Origin of the sequence: Moorella thermoacetica (assembly GCF_001267405.1) — a bacterium.
Taxonomy (GTDB): domain Bacteria; phylum Bacillota; class DSM-521; order Neomoorellales; family Neomoorellaceae; genus Neomoorella; species Neomoorella thermoacetica.
In genome coordinates this window covers 236,956-254,309 of the sequence record NZ_CP012369.1, presented here as the reverse complement: position 1 = coordinate 254,309, position 17,354 = coordinate 236,956, and the positions used below count along the sequence as shown (strand labels likewise).

At 59.7% G+C, this 17,354-nt stretch carries 16 protein-coding genes and 1 pseudogene; 2 read left to right on the top strand and 15 right to left on the bottom strand.

What is annotated here, in order from left to right:
• Window positions 1–41: 41 nt before the first annotated feature.
• The 15 genes and pseudogenes from uvrB to MOTHE_RS01255 form a co-directional block, all read right to left on the bottom strand.
• A complete protein-coding gene (gene uvrB, locus MOTHE_RS01315) occupies window positions 42–2,033 on the bottom strand; it encodes an excinuclease ABC subunit UvrB (protein WP_011391795.1) in 1,992 nt (663 codons plus the stop codon).
• Window positions 2,034–2,049: 16 nt separating this feature from the next.
• Entirely contained in the window at window positions 2,050–2,280 is a 231-nt protein-coding gene (locus tag MOTHE_RS14170) for a type II toxin-antitoxin system HicA family toxin (RefSeq protein ID WP_011391794.1), read from the bottom strand.
• Window positions 2,277–2,492: a type II toxin-antitoxin system HicB family antitoxin gene (locus MOTHE_RS01305; protein ID WP_011391793.1), complete on the bottom strand. Its 216-nt coding sequence runs from the start codon at window positions 2,490–2,492 to the stop codon at window positions 2,277–2,279. The genes MOTHE_RS14170 and MOTHE_RS01305 overlap by 4 nt, the downstream gene beginning before the upstream one ends.
• A 62-nt stretch (window positions 2,493–2,554) precedes the next feature.
• The gene (locus MOTHE_RS13975) at window positions 2,555–2,674 is read right to left on the bottom strand and encodes an RtcB family protein (RefSeq protein ID WP_139560384.1); all 120 of its coding nucleotides are present in this window, start codon (window positions 2,672–2,674) and stop codon (window positions 2,555–2,557) included.
• Between the two features lie 46 nt (window positions 2,675–2,720).
• Window positions 2,721–3,278 carry a cysteine hydrolase family protein gene (locus MOTHE_RS01300; protein WP_011391792.1) on the bottom strand — a complete coding sequence of 186 codons (558 nt, stop codon included), beginning with the start codon at window positions 3,276–3,278 and terminating at the stop codon, window positions 2,721–2,723.
• 99 nt (window positions 3,279–3,377) lie between these two features.
• Window positions 3,378–4,550, bottom strand: coding sequence for a S41 family peptidase (locus MOTHE_RS01295; protein ID WP_162490013.1), 1,173 nt, complete (start codon window positions 4,548–4,550; stop codon window positions 3,378–3,380).
• A 57-nt stretch (window positions 4,551–4,607) separates the two neighbouring features.
• Window positions 4,608–5,741, bottom strand: coding sequence for a murein hydrolase activator EnvC family protein (locus tag MOTHE_RS01290; RefSeq protein WP_011391790.1), 1,134 nt, complete (start codon window positions 5,739–5,741; stop codon window positions 4,608–4,610).
• A 26-nt stretch (window positions 5,742–5,767) separates the two neighbouring features.
• Window positions 5,768–6,655: a permease-like cell division protein FtsX gene (ftsX, locus tag MOTHE_RS01285; RefSeq protein WP_011391789.1), complete on the bottom strand. Its 888-nt coding sequence runs from the start codon at window positions 6,653–6,655 to the stop codon at window positions 5,768–5,770.
• The gene (ftsE, locus tag MOTHE_RS01280; RefSeq protein WP_053094573.1) at window positions 6,645–7,337 is read right to left on the bottom strand and encodes a cell division ATP-binding protein FtsE; all 693 of its coding nucleotides are present in this window, start codon (window positions 7,335–7,337) and stop codon (window positions 6,645–6,647) included. The genes ftsX and ftsE overlap by 11 nt, the downstream gene beginning before the upstream one ends.
• A 181-nt stretch (window positions 7,338–7,518) precedes the next feature.
• A pseudogene (locus tag MOTHE_RS12630) lies at window positions 7,519–7,680 on the bottom strand (PD-(D/E)XK nuclease family transposase); the annotation flags it as partial.
• 102 nt (window positions 7,681–7,782) lie between these two features.
• Window positions 7,783–8,694 (bottom strand): S-layer homology domain-containing protein, encoded by a 912-nt coding sequence (locus MOTHE_RS13400; RefSeq protein WP_053094572.1) that lies wholly within the window; start codon window positions 8,692–8,694, stop codon window positions 7,783–7,785.
• A 62-nt stretch (window positions 8,695–8,756) separates the two neighbouring features.
• The gene (locus MOTHE_RS13395) at window positions 8,757–9,728 is read right to left on the bottom strand and encodes an Ig-like domain-containing domain (RefSeq protein ID WP_053094571.1); all 972 of its coding nucleotides are present in this window, start codon (window positions 9,726–9,728) and stop codon (window positions 8,757–8,759) included.
• 108 nt (window positions 9,729–9,836) lie between these two features.
• On the bottom strand, window positions 9,837–11,435 hold the full coding sequence (locus MOTHE_RS01265) for an Ig-like domain-containing protein (protein WP_053094570.1): 1,599 nt from the start codon (window positions 11,433–11,435) through the stop codon (window positions 9,837–9,839).
• 36 nt (window positions 11,436–11,471) lie between these two features.
• Complete coding sequence (locus tag MOTHE_RS01260) at window positions 11,472–14,903, bottom strand: Ig-like domain-containing protein (protein WP_011391785.1); 3,432 nt, start codon at window positions 14,901–14,903, stop codon at window positions 11,472–11,474.
• 234 nt (window positions 14,904–15,137) lie between these two features.
• Window positions 15,138–15,383, bottom strand: coding sequence for a helix-turn-helix transcriptional regulator (locus MOTHE_RS01255; RefSeq protein ID WP_053094569.1), 246 nt, complete (start codon window positions 15,381–15,383; stop codon window positions 15,138–15,140).
• A gap of 135 nt (window positions 15,384–15,518) precedes the next feature.
• On the opposite strand from MOTHE_RS01255, the gene MOTHE_RS01250 reads away from it, so the two are divergent.
• On the top strand, window positions 15,519–15,866 hold the full coding sequence (locus MOTHE_RS01250; RefSeq protein WP_011391783.1) for a helix-turn-helix transcriptional regulator: 348 nt from the start codon (window positions 15,519–15,521) through the stop codon (window positions 15,864–15,866).
• A gap of 430 nt (window positions 15,867–16,296) precedes the next feature.
• Window positions 16,297–17,331 (top strand): Rpn family recombination-promoting nuclease/putative transposase, encoded by a 1,035-nt coding sequence (locus tag MOTHE_RS01245; RefSeq protein ID WP_011391782.1) that lies wholly within the window; start codon window positions 16,297–16,299, stop codon window positions 17,329–17,331.
• The last annotated feature ends 23 nt before the right edge of the window (window positions 17,332–17,354 follow it).

Sequence of the window (17,354 nt, the reverse complement as noted above, 5' to 3'; positions counted from 1 at the left end):
GTACCAGCGTTTTTTGTTCGGCTTCCGGTAACCTGCTCCCATTACCCTGCTTGTAGCCGAAGCTCCAGGATGGCGTCCCGCAGCTCGGCGGCCCTTTCAAATTCCAGCCTTTTGGCCGCCGCCCGCATCTCTTTCTCCAGCTGACTGATAAGGGCCTTCAGTTCCCGTTTGCTCAATTTGGTCTTCTTCCTGGCGCCTTCGCCCGCGGTCTCGTATCGGGCCGGCTCCTCGGCCGCCCGGGTGGCCTCGATGACCTCCCGTACCGGCTTGCTGACGGTACGGGGGGTGATGCCGTGCCGGCGGTTGTACTCCATCTGGATCTGACGGCGGCGGTTGGTCTCATCTATAGCCCGCCGCATGGAGTCGGTGATGGTATCGGCATACATGATAACCTGGCCCTCGGCGTTGCGGGCCGCCCGGCCGATAGTCTGGATGAGGGAGCGCTCCGAGCGCAGGAAGCCCTCTTTATCGGCGTCCAGGATGGCCACCAGGGAGACCTCCGGCAGGTCCAGGCCCTCGCGCAACAGGTTAATACCTACCAGGACATCAAAGACTCCCAGCCGCAGGTCGCGGATGATCTCCATCCTCTCGATGGCGCCGATGTCGGAGTGCATATAGCGCACCTTGAGGCCGGCTTCCCGCAGGTAGTCCGTCAGGTCCTCCGCCATGCGCTTGGTCAGGGTGGTCACCAGGACGCGCTGGTTTTTAGCCACCCGCTTCTGGATTTCCGCCAGGAGGTCGTCAATCTGACCCTTTACCGGCCGCACCAGGACCTCCGGGTCCACCAGCCCGGTGGGCCGGATGATCTGCTCCACCACCTGCTGGGAGTGCTCCAGCTCATAGGGGCCCGGCGTGGCCGAGACGTAAATTACCTGGTTGATATGCCGGCAGAACTCCTCAAAGGTCAGGGGCCGATTGTCCAGGGCCGAAGGCAGGCGAAAACCGTATTCCACCAGGGTCTCTTTCCGGGAACGGTCGCCCTCGTACATGCCCCCTATCTGGGGCACGGTGATATGGGACTCATCGATCATCATAAGGAAGTCATCGGGAAAATAATCCAGCAGGGTGTAGGGGGGCTCCCCTGGCGCCCGGCCCGTCAGGTGACGGGAGTAATTCTCGATTCCCTTGCAGAAGCCGACCTCCCGCATCATCTCCAGGTCGAAATTGGTCCGCTGCTCCAGGCGCTGGGCCTCCAGGAGTTTGCCCTGGGCCCGCAGCTCGCGCAAGCGCTCCTCCAGTTCGGCCTGGATGCTCTCCAGGGCCCTTTCCATCTTGGCCTCTTCCACCACATAATGGCTGGCCGGGAAGACGGCTACATGGCTGCGCCGGCCGAGGATCTCGCCGGTGAGGGTGTCGATCTCCAGGAGGCGCTCGATCTCGTCACCGAACATCTCCACTCGGATAGCCTTCTCTGTAAAGGAGGCCGGGAAGATCTCGATAACGTCGCCGCGGACGCGGAAGGTGCCCCGCTTGAAGTCGTAGTCATTGCGGCTGTACTGGATGTCCACCAGTTTGCGTAAAATGGCGTCCCGGTCATACTCCTGGCCCTCCCGCAGGGAGAGCATCAGGGTGCTGTAGTCCTCCGGCGAGCCCAGGCCGTAGATACAGGAGACGCTGGCCACGATGATCACATCCCGCCGTTCAAAAAGGGCGGCAGTGGCCGAGTGGCGCAGCTTGTCGATCTCGTCGTTGATGGAGCTGTCCTTTTCGATATAGGTATCTGTCTGGGGCACATAGGCCTCCGGTTGGTAGTAGTCGTAGTAGCTTACGAAGTACTCCACGGCGTTGTCGGGGAAAAACTCCTTAAATTCGCCGCAGAGCTGGGCCGCCAGGGTCTTGTTGGGAGCCAGGACCAGGGTCGGCCGCTGTACGGCCTGAATGACCTGGGCCATGGTATAGGTCTTGCCGGTACCGGTGGCTCCGAGTAAGGTCTGGTGCCGGTAACCTTTTTTTAGCCCCTCCACCAGGGCGGCTATGGCCCGGGGCTGGTCGCCCCGGGGCTGGTAGTCGGATTTTAAAATAAAGGGCGGCATGGCGCTCCCCCTTACACTAACAATTCAATAAGTTCTTCAGTTCTTTTACCGTCAACCCACTTTGCCTTAAAATCGATTTTAAAGTACCGGGAGCAAGTTCCTCATGTAATGGTACTATCACTGTTCTAATATTTTCTTCCGATTTCCTTAGTTTTACATGACTACCCTTTTGGCTTACCTTGACAAAACCGCCTTTCTGCAAAGCACGAACGACTTCTTGGCCTGAAATAACTAGAAATATACTCATATGGCCATATTTACCTCTACAGGAGCAATAATCGGGCTGGCATTTATCCTCGGGTGCTCTTCATCCTCAAAATACAGCTCCAAAGCCTCTTTAAGATTAGATATAGCCTCTTCAATAGAGTGTCCCTGCGAAGTAACTTCTACCTCTAAACAGCGAGCGACATACCATTTACCTTCCTGGGTTATGGCTGCTGTTAAACGCTTTATTTCCATGGTGATAGTACTCCTTTCGTAAAACATTATCGCTCTATGGTTTTATTTTATTATATCATTGTTTAGCGGGCGATTAAAAACATATGTGGTGAGGGCTGTAGCCTGACCACCGGCCTGGTCAGGCCGGCCTCCGCCAGGGTGGCGACAACTGCATCGATATCTATAGGCCAAGGGCGCTTCATTTTCGTGTGCAGGCCGGGCCCTTAACCGGCTAACCCCGGCATGGTCTTATTCGGCCACCTGGAGCCCCAAAACCCGCCGTATCTGGTCCAGGGCCCAGCGATGGGCTCCGGGGTCAAAAGAGGCCATGCCTTGCGCCAGGATGCGGACGGGAATGTCGCGGTTGGCCAGCTCTTCAGCTGTAAAAAAACAGCAAATGTTGGTGCACACGCCCACCATTTCTACCTGGCTCACCCTTTCCCCAGGGCTGCCCGGAGTCAGCCCCAGCCAGGCATCTAAATCCGTATTGTAGAAAGCGCTGTAGCGGTTCTTTTTGCAAAATTTTATCTGCCCTGTTCCCTCATAAGGGGCAATTATCGCCTGCAACTCGGGGATTAGGGCCTGCCCCGGGGTTCCTTCTAAACAATGGGGCGGGAATTTTTGAAATTCAGCGTCACCGGGAATATGAGTGTCCAGGGTGAGAAGCACTTCCATTCCCCGAGACAGGGCTTGTTTTACTTTACTGCTTACAAAAGGTATTATCTCCCGCGCCGCTGGAAAACTTAAGGCTCCCCCTTCAGCCACAAAATCATTTTGCATATCGATGACAAAGAGAATATGGCGCATAATTTCCCCTCCTGCTGGCCGAAATTAATTTCAGGCCCCCGGGGACAGGGTCCTCCTGTCCCCGGGGGCCTGTACTACCTGCCTGCCCTCCCGGGCTCGCTATTTCCCCAGCACCTCCAGGGCCTTCTGCAACTGGACGTCCCGCTCCAGATCCGGGGCGTGGGCCAGGACCTGCTGCTCCAGCTGGGGGTCCATGGGAACGACATAGTCGGGGGTGATCCCCTTTTTGTTTATATCGTGCTTGCCCGGAGTCAGGTATTTTTGGGTGGTGATCTTCACCGCCGCATCGCCGGGCAAGGGAAAGATGGTCTGGACGATGCCCTTGCCGAAGGTCGTCTCGCCTACCAGGGTGCCGCTCTTCGTATCCTTGATGGCCCCGGCCACAATCTCCGCCGCGCTGGCGCTGCCTTTATTCACCAGGACAACCAGGGGAAGGGGTTGAGCATACCCCCGGGCCATGAGGGGCTCGCTGGTTTTCTGGTCGGCGATATAGACTACCGGCCCCTGGGGTACAAAGTAACTGGCCACATCCACCGCCGCCGGGAGGGCGCCGCCGGGGTTGTTGCGCAGATCCAGAATTAACTTCTGCATACCCTGCTGGCGCAGGTCGTTTAACTCCCGCCCCAGGTCGGCTCCTGTCTGTTCATTAAACATGGTCACGCTGATATATCCGACCCCCGGATGCCCGGGGAGCATCCTGCCGTCCACCGTCGGTACCTTGATAATCTCCCGGGTGAGGGCGACTTTCCTGGGGTTGCTGTCGCCCGCAGACAGGATGGTCAGCTCCACCCTGGTACCCGGCTCGCCCTGCATAAGGTTCGAGGCCGTCTCCAGGTCCATGCCGGTGGTATCGCGGCCGTCGATGGCCGTGATATAATCCCCGCTTTTAATCCCGGCCCGCTGGGCCGGCGTTCCTTTAAAGGGAGAAACGACCACCACCCGCTTGTCCTTTTCATCCAGGGTAATCAGCAGGCCGACCCCGCCGTAACTGCCGGTGACGCTCTCCTGCAATTTGCGGTAGGTTTCAGCGTCCAGGTAAGTAGAATAAGGGTCATCAAGGGCTTCAACCATACCCCTGATGGCCCCTTCCATGAGTTTATCAGTGCTGATAGGCTGCAAGGCCTGGAAGCGCAGCAGGGCGTAGGTCTTAACACCCTGCTCCACTTCCCGGAAGTGGGTAGCCACCCCCACTCCCACGGCCAGGGTCACCAACACGCAGAGGGCTAGAAGCCCGCGGCCGATCTGACGCCAGATCCTCGGCAAACCAACCACCGCCTAGTATATAGCATTCTCCCGACCCTACCCAATTATATGTAGCGGGTCCGGTTATTAGTAATAATTCATGGGATTAGTTGGCTCGCCCTGAAGCAGGACCATGAAGTGCAGGTGCGGGCCCGTACTCCAACCCGTAGATCCCACGCGGCCGATCACCTGGCCCTTTTTAACCTCCTGGCCATTCTGGACCAGGATGGCCGACAGGTGAGCGTACATGGTGGAAAGCCCGCCGCCGTGGTCGATGACGATATGGTTGCCGTATCCCCCCAGATAGCCGGTGGAAATAACCTGCCCATCCAGAGGAGCAATTATCTCTGTTCCCGCAGGTGCCGGCAGGTCGACGCCGTCGTGGAAGCGGTTGGTTTTCAGAAGGGGATGGATGCGCCACCCGAAGGGTGAGGAGATCTGGGTGTACCCCGGCAGCGGCCAGAGCATGCCCTTCGTCCCACTGGGCGAAAGCTTGCGGTTGCTTTTAGCCTGCTCGGCCCGGATCTTGGCGGCTATCTGCCGGGCCGTGGCTTCCATCTCGTCCAGGGCCGCGGCCACCCGTTTTTTCTCCTGCTCCACCTGGGCCAGGAGCTGGCGCTGGTTCTCCTGCCGGGAAGCGAGCTGCACCCTCTCGTTGTCTGCCTGGCGCCGGAGCTGGGCGATGTGATCCCGCTCGGCCTCCAGCTCGGCCTTCTGGGCGGCGATCTTCGCCTTTTCCGCCTTGATCTCGTCGATCAGGTTGATGTCGCCCCGGGCTATCTTGGTCAGGAGTTCCAGGCGCACCAGGAAATCCTCCAGGCTGGTGGACTGCAAGAGCACCTCCAGGTAGTTTACCCGCCCCACCTGGTAGATGTCCTTGAGCCTGGACCTGAGAATGCTCATTCGCGTCTCCTGGGCGGCTTCAGCCTTCTGCAGTTCGGCAGCGACCTGCTGGACCCGTCCCTGGGCCGCTGCCAGCTGCTGGTCCAGGCTGGCTATCTGGGCCTGTTTCTGCCGGATATCCTCCTCGATCTGCTGTAGTTGCTGCAGCAGGGCCTCTCCTTCGTCGTTTTTCTGCTGCAGGAGTTTCTGCTGTTCCTGGATGTTCTGCTGCAGTTGCTGCTGCTGTCGCTGCAGGTCATCTACACTGGCGCCGTGGGCCGGCACGGTGCCCAGGGCAAGGGCAGCCATCAGGAGCAGCGCTGTGGCTTTGCGACGCAAGCGTTCTCACCTCCTTTTAAGCTTCCTTATACCTTCAGGAAACGCCTGATAGAGAAGAGGCTTCCCAGGGCTCCTACCAGGGAGCCGCCGGCAACTAGACCCAGGGTGCTCCGCAGCAGCAACCCCTGATCACGGATGAGGGGCACGAAAACTGCCGCCGGGCCCACCATATTCAAAACCACACGGTAGCCCAGGTAAACCGCCACGGCGGCTACCCCCGAGCCGAGCAACCCCAGCCAGAGGCCCTCCAGGAAGAAAGGCCAGCGGATAAACCAGTCGGTGGCCCCGACGTACTTCATGATATTGATCTCCCGCCGGCGCGAGTAGACTGCCAGGCGAATGGTGAGGACGATCAGGGAAAGGGCCCCCAGGCCCAGCATCACGATAATGCCGACGCCCAGCCACCGCAGCCAGCGTACCACGGCAAAGAGGCGTTCCACCACCTCCTGGCCGTAGTTTACCTTTTCCACGCCTGGTATGGCCTTAATGGCCCCGGCTACACTTTGGATGGTCTGGGGATCAGCCACCCGCACCCGCAGGTAATCCGGGAGAGGGTTTACGCCGCCGGTCGCCGCCAGCAGGTCCTGTTCACTGCCGAACTGCTGGCTCAACTGCTTCAACCCCTCTTCCTTGGGCACCAGGGTGACCTCGGTCACCCCGGGCAGGGCGCGTACCTGGTCCTGGATGTGCAGGCTCACCTGGCGGGGGACGTCAACCTGGAGAAAAGCGGCGATCTCGACGTTGGACTGGAGATTGGCGGCGATGTGATTGACGTTAAAAACCAGGAGCAGGAAAGCCCCCAGGAGAAACATGGAGATGGCCACGCTGGCCGCGGCCGCCAGGCTCATCCAGATATTACGCCACAGTGAAAGGGCCGCCTGGCGAAAAAAGTAGCCGGCCGTCCTAAGCTTCATAACCGTAGGCCCCCTCCCGGTCGTCCCGCACCAGCCGGCCGTGCTGGAGAGCGATAACCCGCTTCCGCATGCTGTTGACGATGTCCCAGGCGTGGGTGGCCATGATGACGGTCGTCCCCAGGCGGTTGATCTCCTCCAGGAGTTTCATTATCTCCCCGGAAGTCACCGGGTCCAGGTTGCCGGTGGGCTCATCGGCGACCAGAATGCGGGGATTATTGACAATCGCCCGGGCTATGGCCGCCCGCTGCTGTTCCCCGCCGGAAAGCTGGTGGGGAAACATCCGCGCCCTGTTGCTCAAACCTACCTGGGCCAGGGCCATTTCCACCCGGGGCTTAATCTCCCGCGGGTGGGCTTCTACCACCCTGAGGGCGAAGGCTACGTTTTCAAACACCGTCCGGTCAGGCAGGAGACGAAAATCCTGAAAGACTATGCCGATATTGCACCTTAAAAGGGGGACCTCTTTCCTTTTCAGGCGGCTGATGCTCCGCCCGCCGATGATGATCTGCCCCCTGTTGGGCACCTCCTCCCGAAATAGCAGCCGGATAAAGGTCGTTTTCCCGGCCCCGCTGGGTCCTACCAGAAAGACAAACTCGCCTTTATCTATTTTCACGCTGACATCATCAAGGGCGGTGATATTCGGGGGATACTGCTTGGTCACATTGAAAAACTGGATTAAACTCAAACCATCACCTCCAGGACAAAAGAAAAAAAACAACTCTATGGGTTGTTTTCGACACAACCGGCAAAAATCCTTTTGGTTGACGGTTATTGCTAAAATTTGTCTGGCATTACAGACCCTAAAAACGCAAAAGGACCAGCTCCTCCTTTACCGTTAACCGGTCCTTTGGGAATTCCCCCGCAGTTCAATTTGGGGCGGCGTCATTCAGGTACATCATCCACGCCTCCAGGGCGTTCTTCGGCCTGCGTTTGATCGCCTTTATCTTCTCCAGCTCCAGGAAGTGGATCTCCAGGTCGTCGCACAGCAGCTCCGCGGTCTCGTCGTCCCGCATGTGAAAGGACCGGTGGTACCGCCCGTCGCCCTGAAACCAGTCAAAAGGCGGGGCATTTAATGCCCCGCCCTTTGCCTTTCTTTATAACGGCGATCTTCGGTTTGCTTATTGTTACCTTTACTGGCCTCCCTGGGTTCCAATCTTATCCAAGAGGCGCAGGATCATGGCCGCGGCTTCCGCCCGGGTGACGGGCCGCTCGGCCTGGAAGGTGTTGTCGGGATAGCCGGCGACGATGCCGCTGGCCACGGCCTGGGCCACGCTCTGGCGCGCCCAGTCAGGGATGCTGGCCGTGTCGGCGAACTTCAGCTCGGCCGGCGCCGGGGCGCCCGACTTCATGGCCAGGATGCGGACCACTATGGCGGCCAGTTCCGCCCGGGAGATGGAGCGGCCGGGCACGAAGGTGACGCTGCCGTCAGGCTGCGGATAACCTTTAATCAGCCCTTCCCTTGCCGCCGCGGCGACGACACCCCGGGCCCATTCGGGGATGGCGGCGTTGTCTTTAAACTTCAAGTCCTGTTCGCTGCCCGGAGCCAGCTTCAGCGCCCGCGCCAGGATGGCGGTGGCTTCCGCCCGGGTGATCTGGTTGTCGGGCTTAAAGGTGCCGTCGGGATAACCGGAAATGATGTCCATGCTCGCGAGGCGGCTGACCGTCTCGGCGGCCCAGTGGCCCTGCATATCCTTGAAGGTCACCGGCGGCGTTACTTCCTTAGCCGCGGCGAAGACGGCAAAAGTGGTGAGGTGGTCTACAGTGACCGCCACCGTGCCGGCGTTTTCGTCCACGCTACCTTCAAGGCGCACCCACTGCCCCTGGCTGGCGTCGTAATAGCAGGCCACAGGCTGCTGATCGGCGGCGAGCTTGCTTTTATCGTAGTAGAGGGTGATGGTTAGCTGCCCGTTCAGGGTACCGTTGTTCAGGGTCACGTCGACGACTTTGCTGATGAGGGTCATACCGGCCTGGGCGGCCAGGGAGTCGTCTTTTACCTCGGCGGCGATGGTCGCGCCCGTGCCGGAAACCGCCCCGGCCGGCACGTCAACGCGGGCGACGCCGGCGAGTTCAGCTACCGTAGCTGCGCCGGCCTGGATGGGCTGCTCTACCCGGTTGGTGGAAGGGGTGGTCGAGCCGCCGCCGCCGCCGGGAGGCTCACGGTGTAAATGGTGCTATAGGCCAGGTTGGCGGACGGCGTGATAGTAAGGACGCTGCCGCTTATGCTCTTGGTGAAGGCCACGCTGTTGCCGGAGCCGTCTTTCAAAGCGATGCTGTCGTAAGCCGCGCCGGCCTGGATATTTTCGCTGAAGGTGATGGCTACAGCTTTGGTTACAGCAACGCCCGTGGCTCCGTTAGCCGGATCGGTAGTGGTAACTGCCGGCGGTACTTGATCGCCCGCAGGCGGCTGCTGGGCCGTAATGCTCAGGTCGACCTGCCGCACGTCGCCCGGCTCCCACGTTACCGGGGAGGCGGGGGTGGCGTCGTAAGCCTGGCCGTTGATGACGACTTTGAAGGTAACGGTTTTACCTTTATCAGCATCGGTCCCGCTGGCGACCAGCTTGGGGTCGAGGCCGCCGGAACCTCCGTAGAAGCCGTTCTGGAAGTCCAGGGAGCCGACCTTCTGGCCGTCGATATAGGCCTCGACGCTGCCGGCGGCGACGTTTGAGCCGCCGGAGTTTTTAACGCTGCCGTAGTAAGCCGCGGGCAGGGGGGGAATCTCGACAACCTGCTGGGCTATCGCCCCGGCCGCAGCGGCCACCAGGGTGGCGCTCCCGCTGTTAGTGCCCGCAGGCAGGGGCAGGGGCTCGCTGAAGGAGCCTGAGCTGTCGGTCGCCACCTGGTCGGCGGCCAGGAGCTGGCCGTCGGCGCCGCTCAGGCGTAGGGCCACGGGCACGCCCACCGCTGGCTGGCCGTCAGCCTGGACCGAGCCTCCAGCCGTCACGGTGGCGTAGGGCGGGGCGCTGGTGCTGACTACCGGCTCGTTTAAATTGATGGTGTAGGCGGCGTAGGCCGATGTCGCGCCCAGGAGCAGCATCATCACCGCCGCCACTACCAGCACAAGCCTTTTAAAGGTCAATCCATATCCCTCCTCGCTCACAATAAAGACCGGCGGGCGGGCATCGCGCTACCGCCCGCCGGGGCAGCCGGGTCGCTCATGCCCCAGGTGCGCCTATTCGCGCCTTAGTTACTGGGCTGTGAATTGCGCTTGCGACGCCGGCACGATGGGGTTCATGGTCTGCCAGCCGTCCCAGACATAGGCTTTCACGGTGTAGTTGCCGGCCTTGCCCGGCAGGTTGAAGCTGGCGGAGTATTTCAGCGGGGTGTTGGCCGGTAGCGGACCCTCTACCGAAGCGTAAAGCGGCTTTCCGTCAGGGTCGTCTACCCTGATGATCACCAGCGCATTTGGATAGATCTGACTTACCAGGACGGGGACCTCTACCCGCACGCCGCCGCCGGCCTGCACCTGGCCCGGCTGGGTGCCCTGGACGCCGGGATAGACGTTCATCGCCGGTTTCGGGCCGGCGTAAAGGACCAGGGCTACGGCGTCAGCGGACTGCTGGCCGTCGGGGTTGCGTACGGCGACGGTGTAAACACCTGGCGGCACGCTGACGGGGAGGGTAAATGTTACCCGGCTGGAATCGCTGTAGACCGCGTTTACAGCAGATACTTCCTGCCCGTTCTGCAGCAGGACCACCTGGGCACCGTCCTGGAAGTTCTGGCCGGTGACGGTGATGGTCTGTCCGCTCTGGCCCGCCACGGCATTAGTCGGATCGACAGCCGTAACTGTGGGCGCGGGACCTGCAGGAGACACCTGTACAATCACTGCAACCTGGGCCTCTTTATCGCCGTAGGTGGCCGTTATCACCGTCTCGCCTGCGCTCGCCGCGGTGATCAAGCCTGTGGCACTTATCCTGGCCACGTTCTCATTCGCCGAAGCGTAGGTCGCCTCATCCGTCACGTCCGCCTCGCTGCCGTCGGAGTAAACCGCCTTCACCACGAGCTGCTTGGTCTCGCCCACGGTAAGGGTGAAGCTGGACGGCTCGACCTTCAGTGCCTGAAGCGTCACGGGCGCCGCTTCGGTTGTGAAGTTGAAGATGTAATCCTGCGCCAGGGCTTTGCCCGCCAGGTCAGCCACCGCTCCGGCTGGAATGACCACGGTGTAAGTGGTGCTGTTGGTAAGGTTAGCGTTCGGCTTAATGGTCAGGACTTTGCCGACAATGTTCCTGGTCACGGCAACGGGGTAACCTCCAGCGTCTTTGAGGGTAATGCCGTCGTAGGCAGCACCAGCCTTCACATCCTCGCTGAAGGTCACCGTGATGGTCTTGTCAACCGCAACGCTGGTCGCGTTGTTCGCCGGGTCAGTTATGCTCACAGTCGGCGCGGTGGTGTCCGGCAGTGCTGCTATGGAGAGGTCAAGCTTCGTCACGCCGCCAACTTCAAATTGATAGCTTCCGGCCAGGACACCAGCCACGTAGAATTCAATGAGATCCCCCCTGCGCCCTCCCTCTATGGCGGGGGTATCGGGATTGTCAGCCGGAACGTAGAACACAGGATCGTAGCCGTACCGGCCCAGGGCGTCGGTAACAGTGGCCGCGTACTGGACGCCATCAATTTTGGCCACTACTTCAATGCCCTGCGGCGCTGGCTCTCCTCCTACAGTCACCTGACCGTAGAACTGGTGCGGCTGCGCAGGCACGGCCAGGGCATAACCAGGTAATCCGAATATCAAAATCAAGGCCAGCAGGAGCCCGAAGGCTCCCGCCGGCTTTTTCAAAGCGAACATTCTACTAAACATTCAACCACCAGCCTCTCGCGCTGCTTACGGATAGATGCGGCCGGAGTCGGTCACCGCAACCCAATAACCTTTACCGGGCTGCAGGTTGTCGTCGGCCAGCACCTGTTGGAACCGCTGCGTGGCAGCGTCGAAGCCATAGATAACAGTGTACTTGCCCGCCATTGCCGCCAGGTACTCGCTGGCCTTCTTCGGCACCGTGGACTTGAAGCCGATCAGGTTCCAGCCCGGCACCAGCTCGTAGCTCGGCGGTACCTGGGGTGGCATGGGCAGCACCACACCGTCAACGGCAAAAGAGCAGTCATTGTTAACCTTCACCCAGTAGCCGCGGCCGTCTCGCATCTGCGTCAGGGTGCTCGGCGCGCCCGGCGCGTAGGAGGACCAGGTGCCGGTTGTTGTGTCGTAACCCCAGACCGTATCGAGATTGCCGTAGACGCCAGCCAGGACGGTGTCAATGGCCGGCTCCTTCGGGATGAGAGGCAGCGATACCAGGTTCCAGCCGGCCTTAAGCGCTACCGTGTTAACTTCTGCTGGCGGGGTCGCGGGGGCGTTGATGCTGAAAGTGCGGTCGCTAATATCATATCCCACGTTGCCCACGGCGTCCCGGGCCTCCACTTTCACCAGGCAATTGCTGCTGCTAACGCTGGGCACCGTCCAGGCGTAGGCACCGTCGTTGGCCTCGTTGGTAGCGATGGCAGTCCAGGTCGCGCCGCCGTCGGTGGAGTAGTAGAGGTCCACCTTAAGGTCAGCCCGTGGCGTGGTGTCGTCGGCAGCCGTCCAGGTGATCACCACGGACGATCCGGGCGTGTAGCTCTCGCCGCCGTTCGGGCTGTTGACGGTCACATCAGGCGCGCTCTGCTCCACCGCGTAGATGGTGAAGTCGGCATCGCTGATGTCGCTGGCCACGTTGCCCGCCTGGTCGCGCACCTCGATCTTGACGCGGCACTTATCGCTGATCACCGCGGGGACGACCCAGTCGTACGTGCCGTCGTTGGTCTCGTCGGCCGCGATGGGCGTCCAGTTAGCGCCGCCGTCGGTGGAATAGTACAGGCTGACCGGGGTCGCACCCAGGTGGTTATCAGTAATATCACCGCTCGTCCAGGTTATAGACTGCTTCGAACCCCTGGCCCAGCGCTCGTTTCCGTTGGGCGAGGCCAGTGTGTTGGTCTTGATCGAAGGTGGCGTCTTGTCCACTGTCAGGCCGGTCGCGGTTGATGGAGCAGATTCTAGGCCTACACCGTTAACAGCCGTGGCTCTCACCTGCACGCCGGTGGTGCCGTCCGCCAGAGGCACATTCCAGGTTACATGATAGTAGCCCTCGGCGTTCGGCGCGGTCGCCGTTCCAATGTCACTCCAGGTGTTGCCGTTGTCGGTGGAGTACTGGAACTTCACGCTGGCGATGCCGGACTCGTTATCGCTGGCATCGGCCTTGATGGTGCAAGTGGCGCCAATCAGATTGTTGGGTATTTGCTGTAGAGTCACGCTTGGTGGAGAGTTGTCCACCAGAATGCCCGTCCTGACATCGGCAACCTCAGCCCCAACACCGTTCGTGGCCACCGCGCGTACCATCACCGTAGTGCCGTTGGCAATGCCGCTGGTGGTGTCCCAGTTCACGGAGTAGGGGGAAGAAGTATCCGTGCCGATGTTAGTCCAGTTGCTGCCGTTGTCGGTGGAGTACTCGAACTTCACCCTGGCGATGCCAGACTCAGAGTCGCTGGCCGTGGCGTTCAGGGTAACAGTGCCCTTTACTTTATCGTTGTTGTTCACTCCCGACAGCGCCACCGTCGGGCCGCTGGTATCCTGGCCCCAGATGGTGAATTCATCGCTCACCGCTTCACCGGTGTTCCCGGCGGTGTCGGTAGCCTCAATCTTTATCTTGCAATTTTGCGAAGGAACCCCTGACACGACCCAGGTATAAGTTCCGTCGTTGGCCTCGTTCGCGGCGATGGTGGTCCAATTAGTCCCGCCGTCCGTGGAGAGCTTTATCGTAATCGGGTTCGGCAACAGGTTGTTCTTGGCGTCAGTGAATGGATTCCACTTGATCTCCTGCGTTGTGCCGATCTTCCACACGGCGCCAGCCGCGGGGGCGGTCACGCCCGTGCTAGAAGGTGCCGAGTTGTCCACCGTGACGGTCCTGGTGTCGCTGGCCTCGACACCGGCATTGTTGGTAGCCGTGGCCCGCACCAGCACCGTGGTACCGTCGGCAATGCTGGCGGTGCTCCAGCTCACGGAGTAGGGGGAAGAAGTAGCTGTTCCGATGGTGGTCCAGTTGCTGCCGTTGTCGGTGGAATACTCGAACCTCACGCTGGCGATGCCAGACTCAGAGTCGCTGGCGTCAGCGGTGACGGTATAGGTCCCACCGACCCACGCATTATTCGCGGGCGCAGTCAGACTGACAGTCGGAGCGGAATTGTCGATCCGGACGGTCACCGGGTCGCTGGTCTTGGTAACGCCAACACCGTTAGTAGCCGTGGCCCGCACCAACACCGTGGCACCGTCGGCAATGCTGGCGGTGCTCCAGCTCACGGAGTAGGGAGAAGAAGTAGCTGTTCCGATGGTGGTCCAGTTGCTGCCGTTGTCGGTGGAGTACTCGAACCTCACGCTGGCGATGCCAGACTCAGAGTCGCTGGCATTAGCGGTGACGGAGTAGGTCCCACCGACCCACGCGTTATTCGCGGGCGCAGTCAGGCTGACAGTCGGGGCGGAATTGTCGACACCGTAGATGGTGAAAGTGCCGTCGCTGACGTCCGAGACCTTGTTGCCGGCCATGTCCTCGGCCTCGATCTTCACCTTACAGTTAGTGCTTATGGCGCCCGGCACAGTCCAGGAGTAGGTTCCATCATTGGTTTTATTGCCCTCGATGAGCGTCCAGTTAGCGCCGCCGTCGGTGGAGTAGTAGAGGTTGATGCCTTTCAAATTATCATCGGATATATCGGTGGAGCGCCAGGTTATGTTTTGCGACGTACCAACCTTCCAATTTTCGCCGCCGTTGGGGCTGGTTAGGGTGCTTGCCGTAATGCTCGGGGGTGTGCTGTCCACTATAACGGCGCCATTCACAGTCGTGGGGTACCAGTTGGCCTGATATTGCTCCCTGGCCTCGACTTTCAGGTCATACGTTCCATCCGCCATGTCCGCTGGAACGGTGAGAACCTTGGAGCCGCTGGTCACAGGAAACGTGACCTGATCAACGGCCAACTCCCTTGTTCCTGTTGCATTCACTAAAGAGAACCGTACATAGCCGGTCCCCTGGCCATCAGTAGTGTATTGGACAGTAAAAGTCTCCCCGGCCTTGACGTATTTGGGCGACGTAGACGTTGGATTGCTTATGTTGATCGTAGTCACGTCCGCCGCCCACGCCGGTACGGCCGGCAAAAGCGCCGCGAGCAGGGCGAGGACCGCCACTACGGCTACGGCCCTGCGCGCCTTTTTAAAACTTTTAGTCAAAGATTGCGCACTCACTCTTTTCAATACCCTCCTCGCTGAGATTTAGCTGCCTCGATATGGATGTCACCGGTGCACCCGTATCTGCCCTCTCTTTGCTACTCCCACCTCCTCCGGGAAACGCCGCCGGTACCGTCACCCGGCCCGCCCCGGCCGGCACATCAGTTTTCCCGGACCGGATCACGGCCTGTGCATAATTCGCGGCAGAAATGGCAATATTTACTTCCGGCGGTTAGCCGCACGTGGAGCCGCTCAACCTCCCTTCCGCATCGCCCTCCCTTCGCTCTTAACGTCCTGGACGGCAGGAGACTCGTCGGCGAAGAGCTCCTCCACCGGCCGGTTGAGGGCCCGGGCGATGCGAAGGGCGGTACCCACGGAAGGGTTTTTGTGCCCCTTCTCGATGTTCGTGTAGGAAGTGCGGGTCAACCCCACCAGGCGGGCCAGTTCGGATTGCGTCAGGCCGGCCTGGAGCCGGACCCTGCGCAGGGCAGTGCGCATTGGCTGCCTCCTTTTCTCTCGTACTGCTCGTCCCCTGATGTGCCGTCTGGAAACATTATATGTAATCTGTTGGAAACTTGTCAATAGGATTCCAAACATATAAGGTTTCTATTAGAAACTACGGAGGTGATAATCATGCTGAGGTTCGGCGAGTCTCTAAAGGAGCTGCGCCAGCGGAAGGGCCTGAGGCAGGAAGACGTCGCCAGGATGGTCGGCGTCGAGCGTCCCACAGTCGCCAACTGGGAGCGTGGGACGAAGCAGCCCGGCCTGGAGACGCTGGTCAGGCTGAGTCGACTCTTTGGTGTTTCCCTGGACGAACTGGTGGGCGTCGAAAGAGCCGCCACGCCGTTACCCCTGGCCAGCTATCGTTCCCTGGCCGCCGACCCGCTGGTAAAGCTCTTAGCCGAGCGGACCGGCGTCCCGGCCAAAAACATCGCCGCCTTTATCGCCGCCCTCCAGATCCCGGACGATGTTTTACCGTAACCTTTTAAGCCTTCCCTTTCCATTCCCGTCCAGGCATTGACAGCTATTCCCCCGGCCCCGGTTCGCCGGCGTTCCCTCCCGGAAGCGCGGCATGTCGATCAAACGAAAAACAGACCTCTCCGCATTATTTGCCGCTCCATGCCAGCCCCTGCACCTGATATTTCCCAAATTATCAATATTATTTCAGCGCTCCTACCAATTCCCGAATCGTCACCCCGGCTCGCCGGCGTCATGGCACCGCCCCGGTCCCGGCATCCACGCGGGCGCTTCGTCCCCACGCTAAAAGTAAAAACCGCCCCTTTAGGGGCGGTTTCTTTAACATGACAGCCCTGGCGGCAGGGCCTGGTTTGCAAACAAATGCTTTAGCGGTTCTCCCCGTCTTCATCCCACCAAAATATGCTATAATAAAATCCAAAAAGAAGGTGATCCCTTGCCGGAAAATGAAGGGCAGCCCCGGCCTCCCCACCACCCCTACGACAAGGGTTACCGGCAGCTTCTGGCCGACAAAAGGGTGTTCCTGGAGCTGTTAAAAACCTTCGTCCGGGAAGCCTGGGTGGAAGCCATCGACGCAGACGACCTCATCCTGGTTAATAAATCTTACGTCCTTCAGGATTTCAGCGAGAAAGAAGCCGATGTCGTCTATCGGCTTAAGACCAGAAATAGAAACGTCATCTTTTACGTCCTGCTGGAGTTACAGTCAACAGTAGACTACCTGATGCCCTTTCGCCTTTTACTCTATATGGTCGAGATCTGGCGGGAAATATACAACAACACTCCCCAGGGCGAGCGGGAGAGCAAGCATTTCCGCCTGCCGCCCATCATACCGGCGGTGCTCTACAACGGGGCTGGCTCCTGGACGGCGGCCCTTTCCTTCAAAGAAATGCTAAACAGTTACCAGGATTTCAGCGGGCATCTCCTCGACTTCCGCTACCTGTTGTTTGATGTGAACCGTTACAGCGAAGAAGAGCTTATCAGGGCGGCCAATCTAATCGCCGGCATCTTTCTATTGGACCAGAAGATGCAACCTGAAGACCTGGCGGGACGTCTGCAGAAACTGGCTGGGGTCTTAAGGCGGCTCACGCCTGATGAATTTCGCCATTTCACCACCTGGCTGAAGAACGTCGTCCAACCCAGAATGCCCGGAGATTTTAGCGAAAAAATCGATGGCATCCTGAACGCAAGCAATCCCTGGGAGGTGGAACGGATGATTTACAACCTGGAGCTAACCCTGGAAGAGATGCAACGGCAGGCTTTGTTAAAAGGCTTAAAGGAAGGCGAACAGAAAGGGAAACTGGAAGGCAAATTGGAAGGGAAACTGGAAGGCAAATTGGAAGGCAAACTGGAGGGCAAACGGGAAGTGGCCCGGAACCTCCTTTTGCTGAACGTTGACATTGAAACCATCATCAAAGCCACGGGACTTGCCCTGGAAGAGATAAACGCGCTGAAGAAACAGATGGAGCAGTGATTTTTGACGGCACCGCCCCGGTC

Bases quoted from the DNA above. Each gene is read 5' to 3' on its own strand.
- MOTHE_RS01305 (WP_011391793.1), bottom strand. From the start codon at position 2,492: ATGGAAATAAAGCGTTTAACAGCAGCCATAACCCAGGAAGGTAAATGG.
- MOTHE_RS01300 (WP_011391792.1), bottom strand. From the start codon at position 3,278: ATGCGCCATATTCTCTTTGTCATCGATATGCAAAATGATTTTGTGGCT.
- MOTHE_RS01255 (WP_053094569.1), bottom strand. From the start codon at position 15,383: ATGCGCACTGCCCTGCGCAGGGTCCGGCTCCAGGCCGGCCTGACGCAA.
- MOTHE_RS13975 (WP_139560384.1), bottom strand. From the start codon at position 2,674: ATGAAGCGCCCTTGGCCTATAGATATCGATGCAGTTGTCGCCACCCTG.
- MOTHE_RS14170 (WP_011391794.1), bottom strand. From the start codon at position 2,280: ATGAGTATATTTCTAGTTATTTCAGGCCAAGAAGTCGTTCGTGCTTTG.
- MOTHE_RS01265 (WP_053094570.1), bottom strand. From the start codon at position 11,435: ATGTTCGCTTTGAAAAAGCCGGCGGGAGCCTTCGGGCTCCTGCTGGCC.
- uvrB (WP_011391795.1), bottom strand. From the start codon at position 2,033: ATGCCGCCCTTTATTTTAAAATCCGACTACCAGCCCCGGGGCGACCAG.
- MOTHE_RS01250 (WP_011391783.1), top strand. From the start codon at position 15,519: ATGCTGAGGTTCGGCGAGTCTCTAAAGGAGCTGCGCCAGCGGAAGGGC.
- ftsX (WP_011391789.1), bottom strand. From the start codon at position 6,655: ATGAAGCTTAGGACGGCCGGCTACTTTTTTCGCCAGGCGGCCCTTTCA.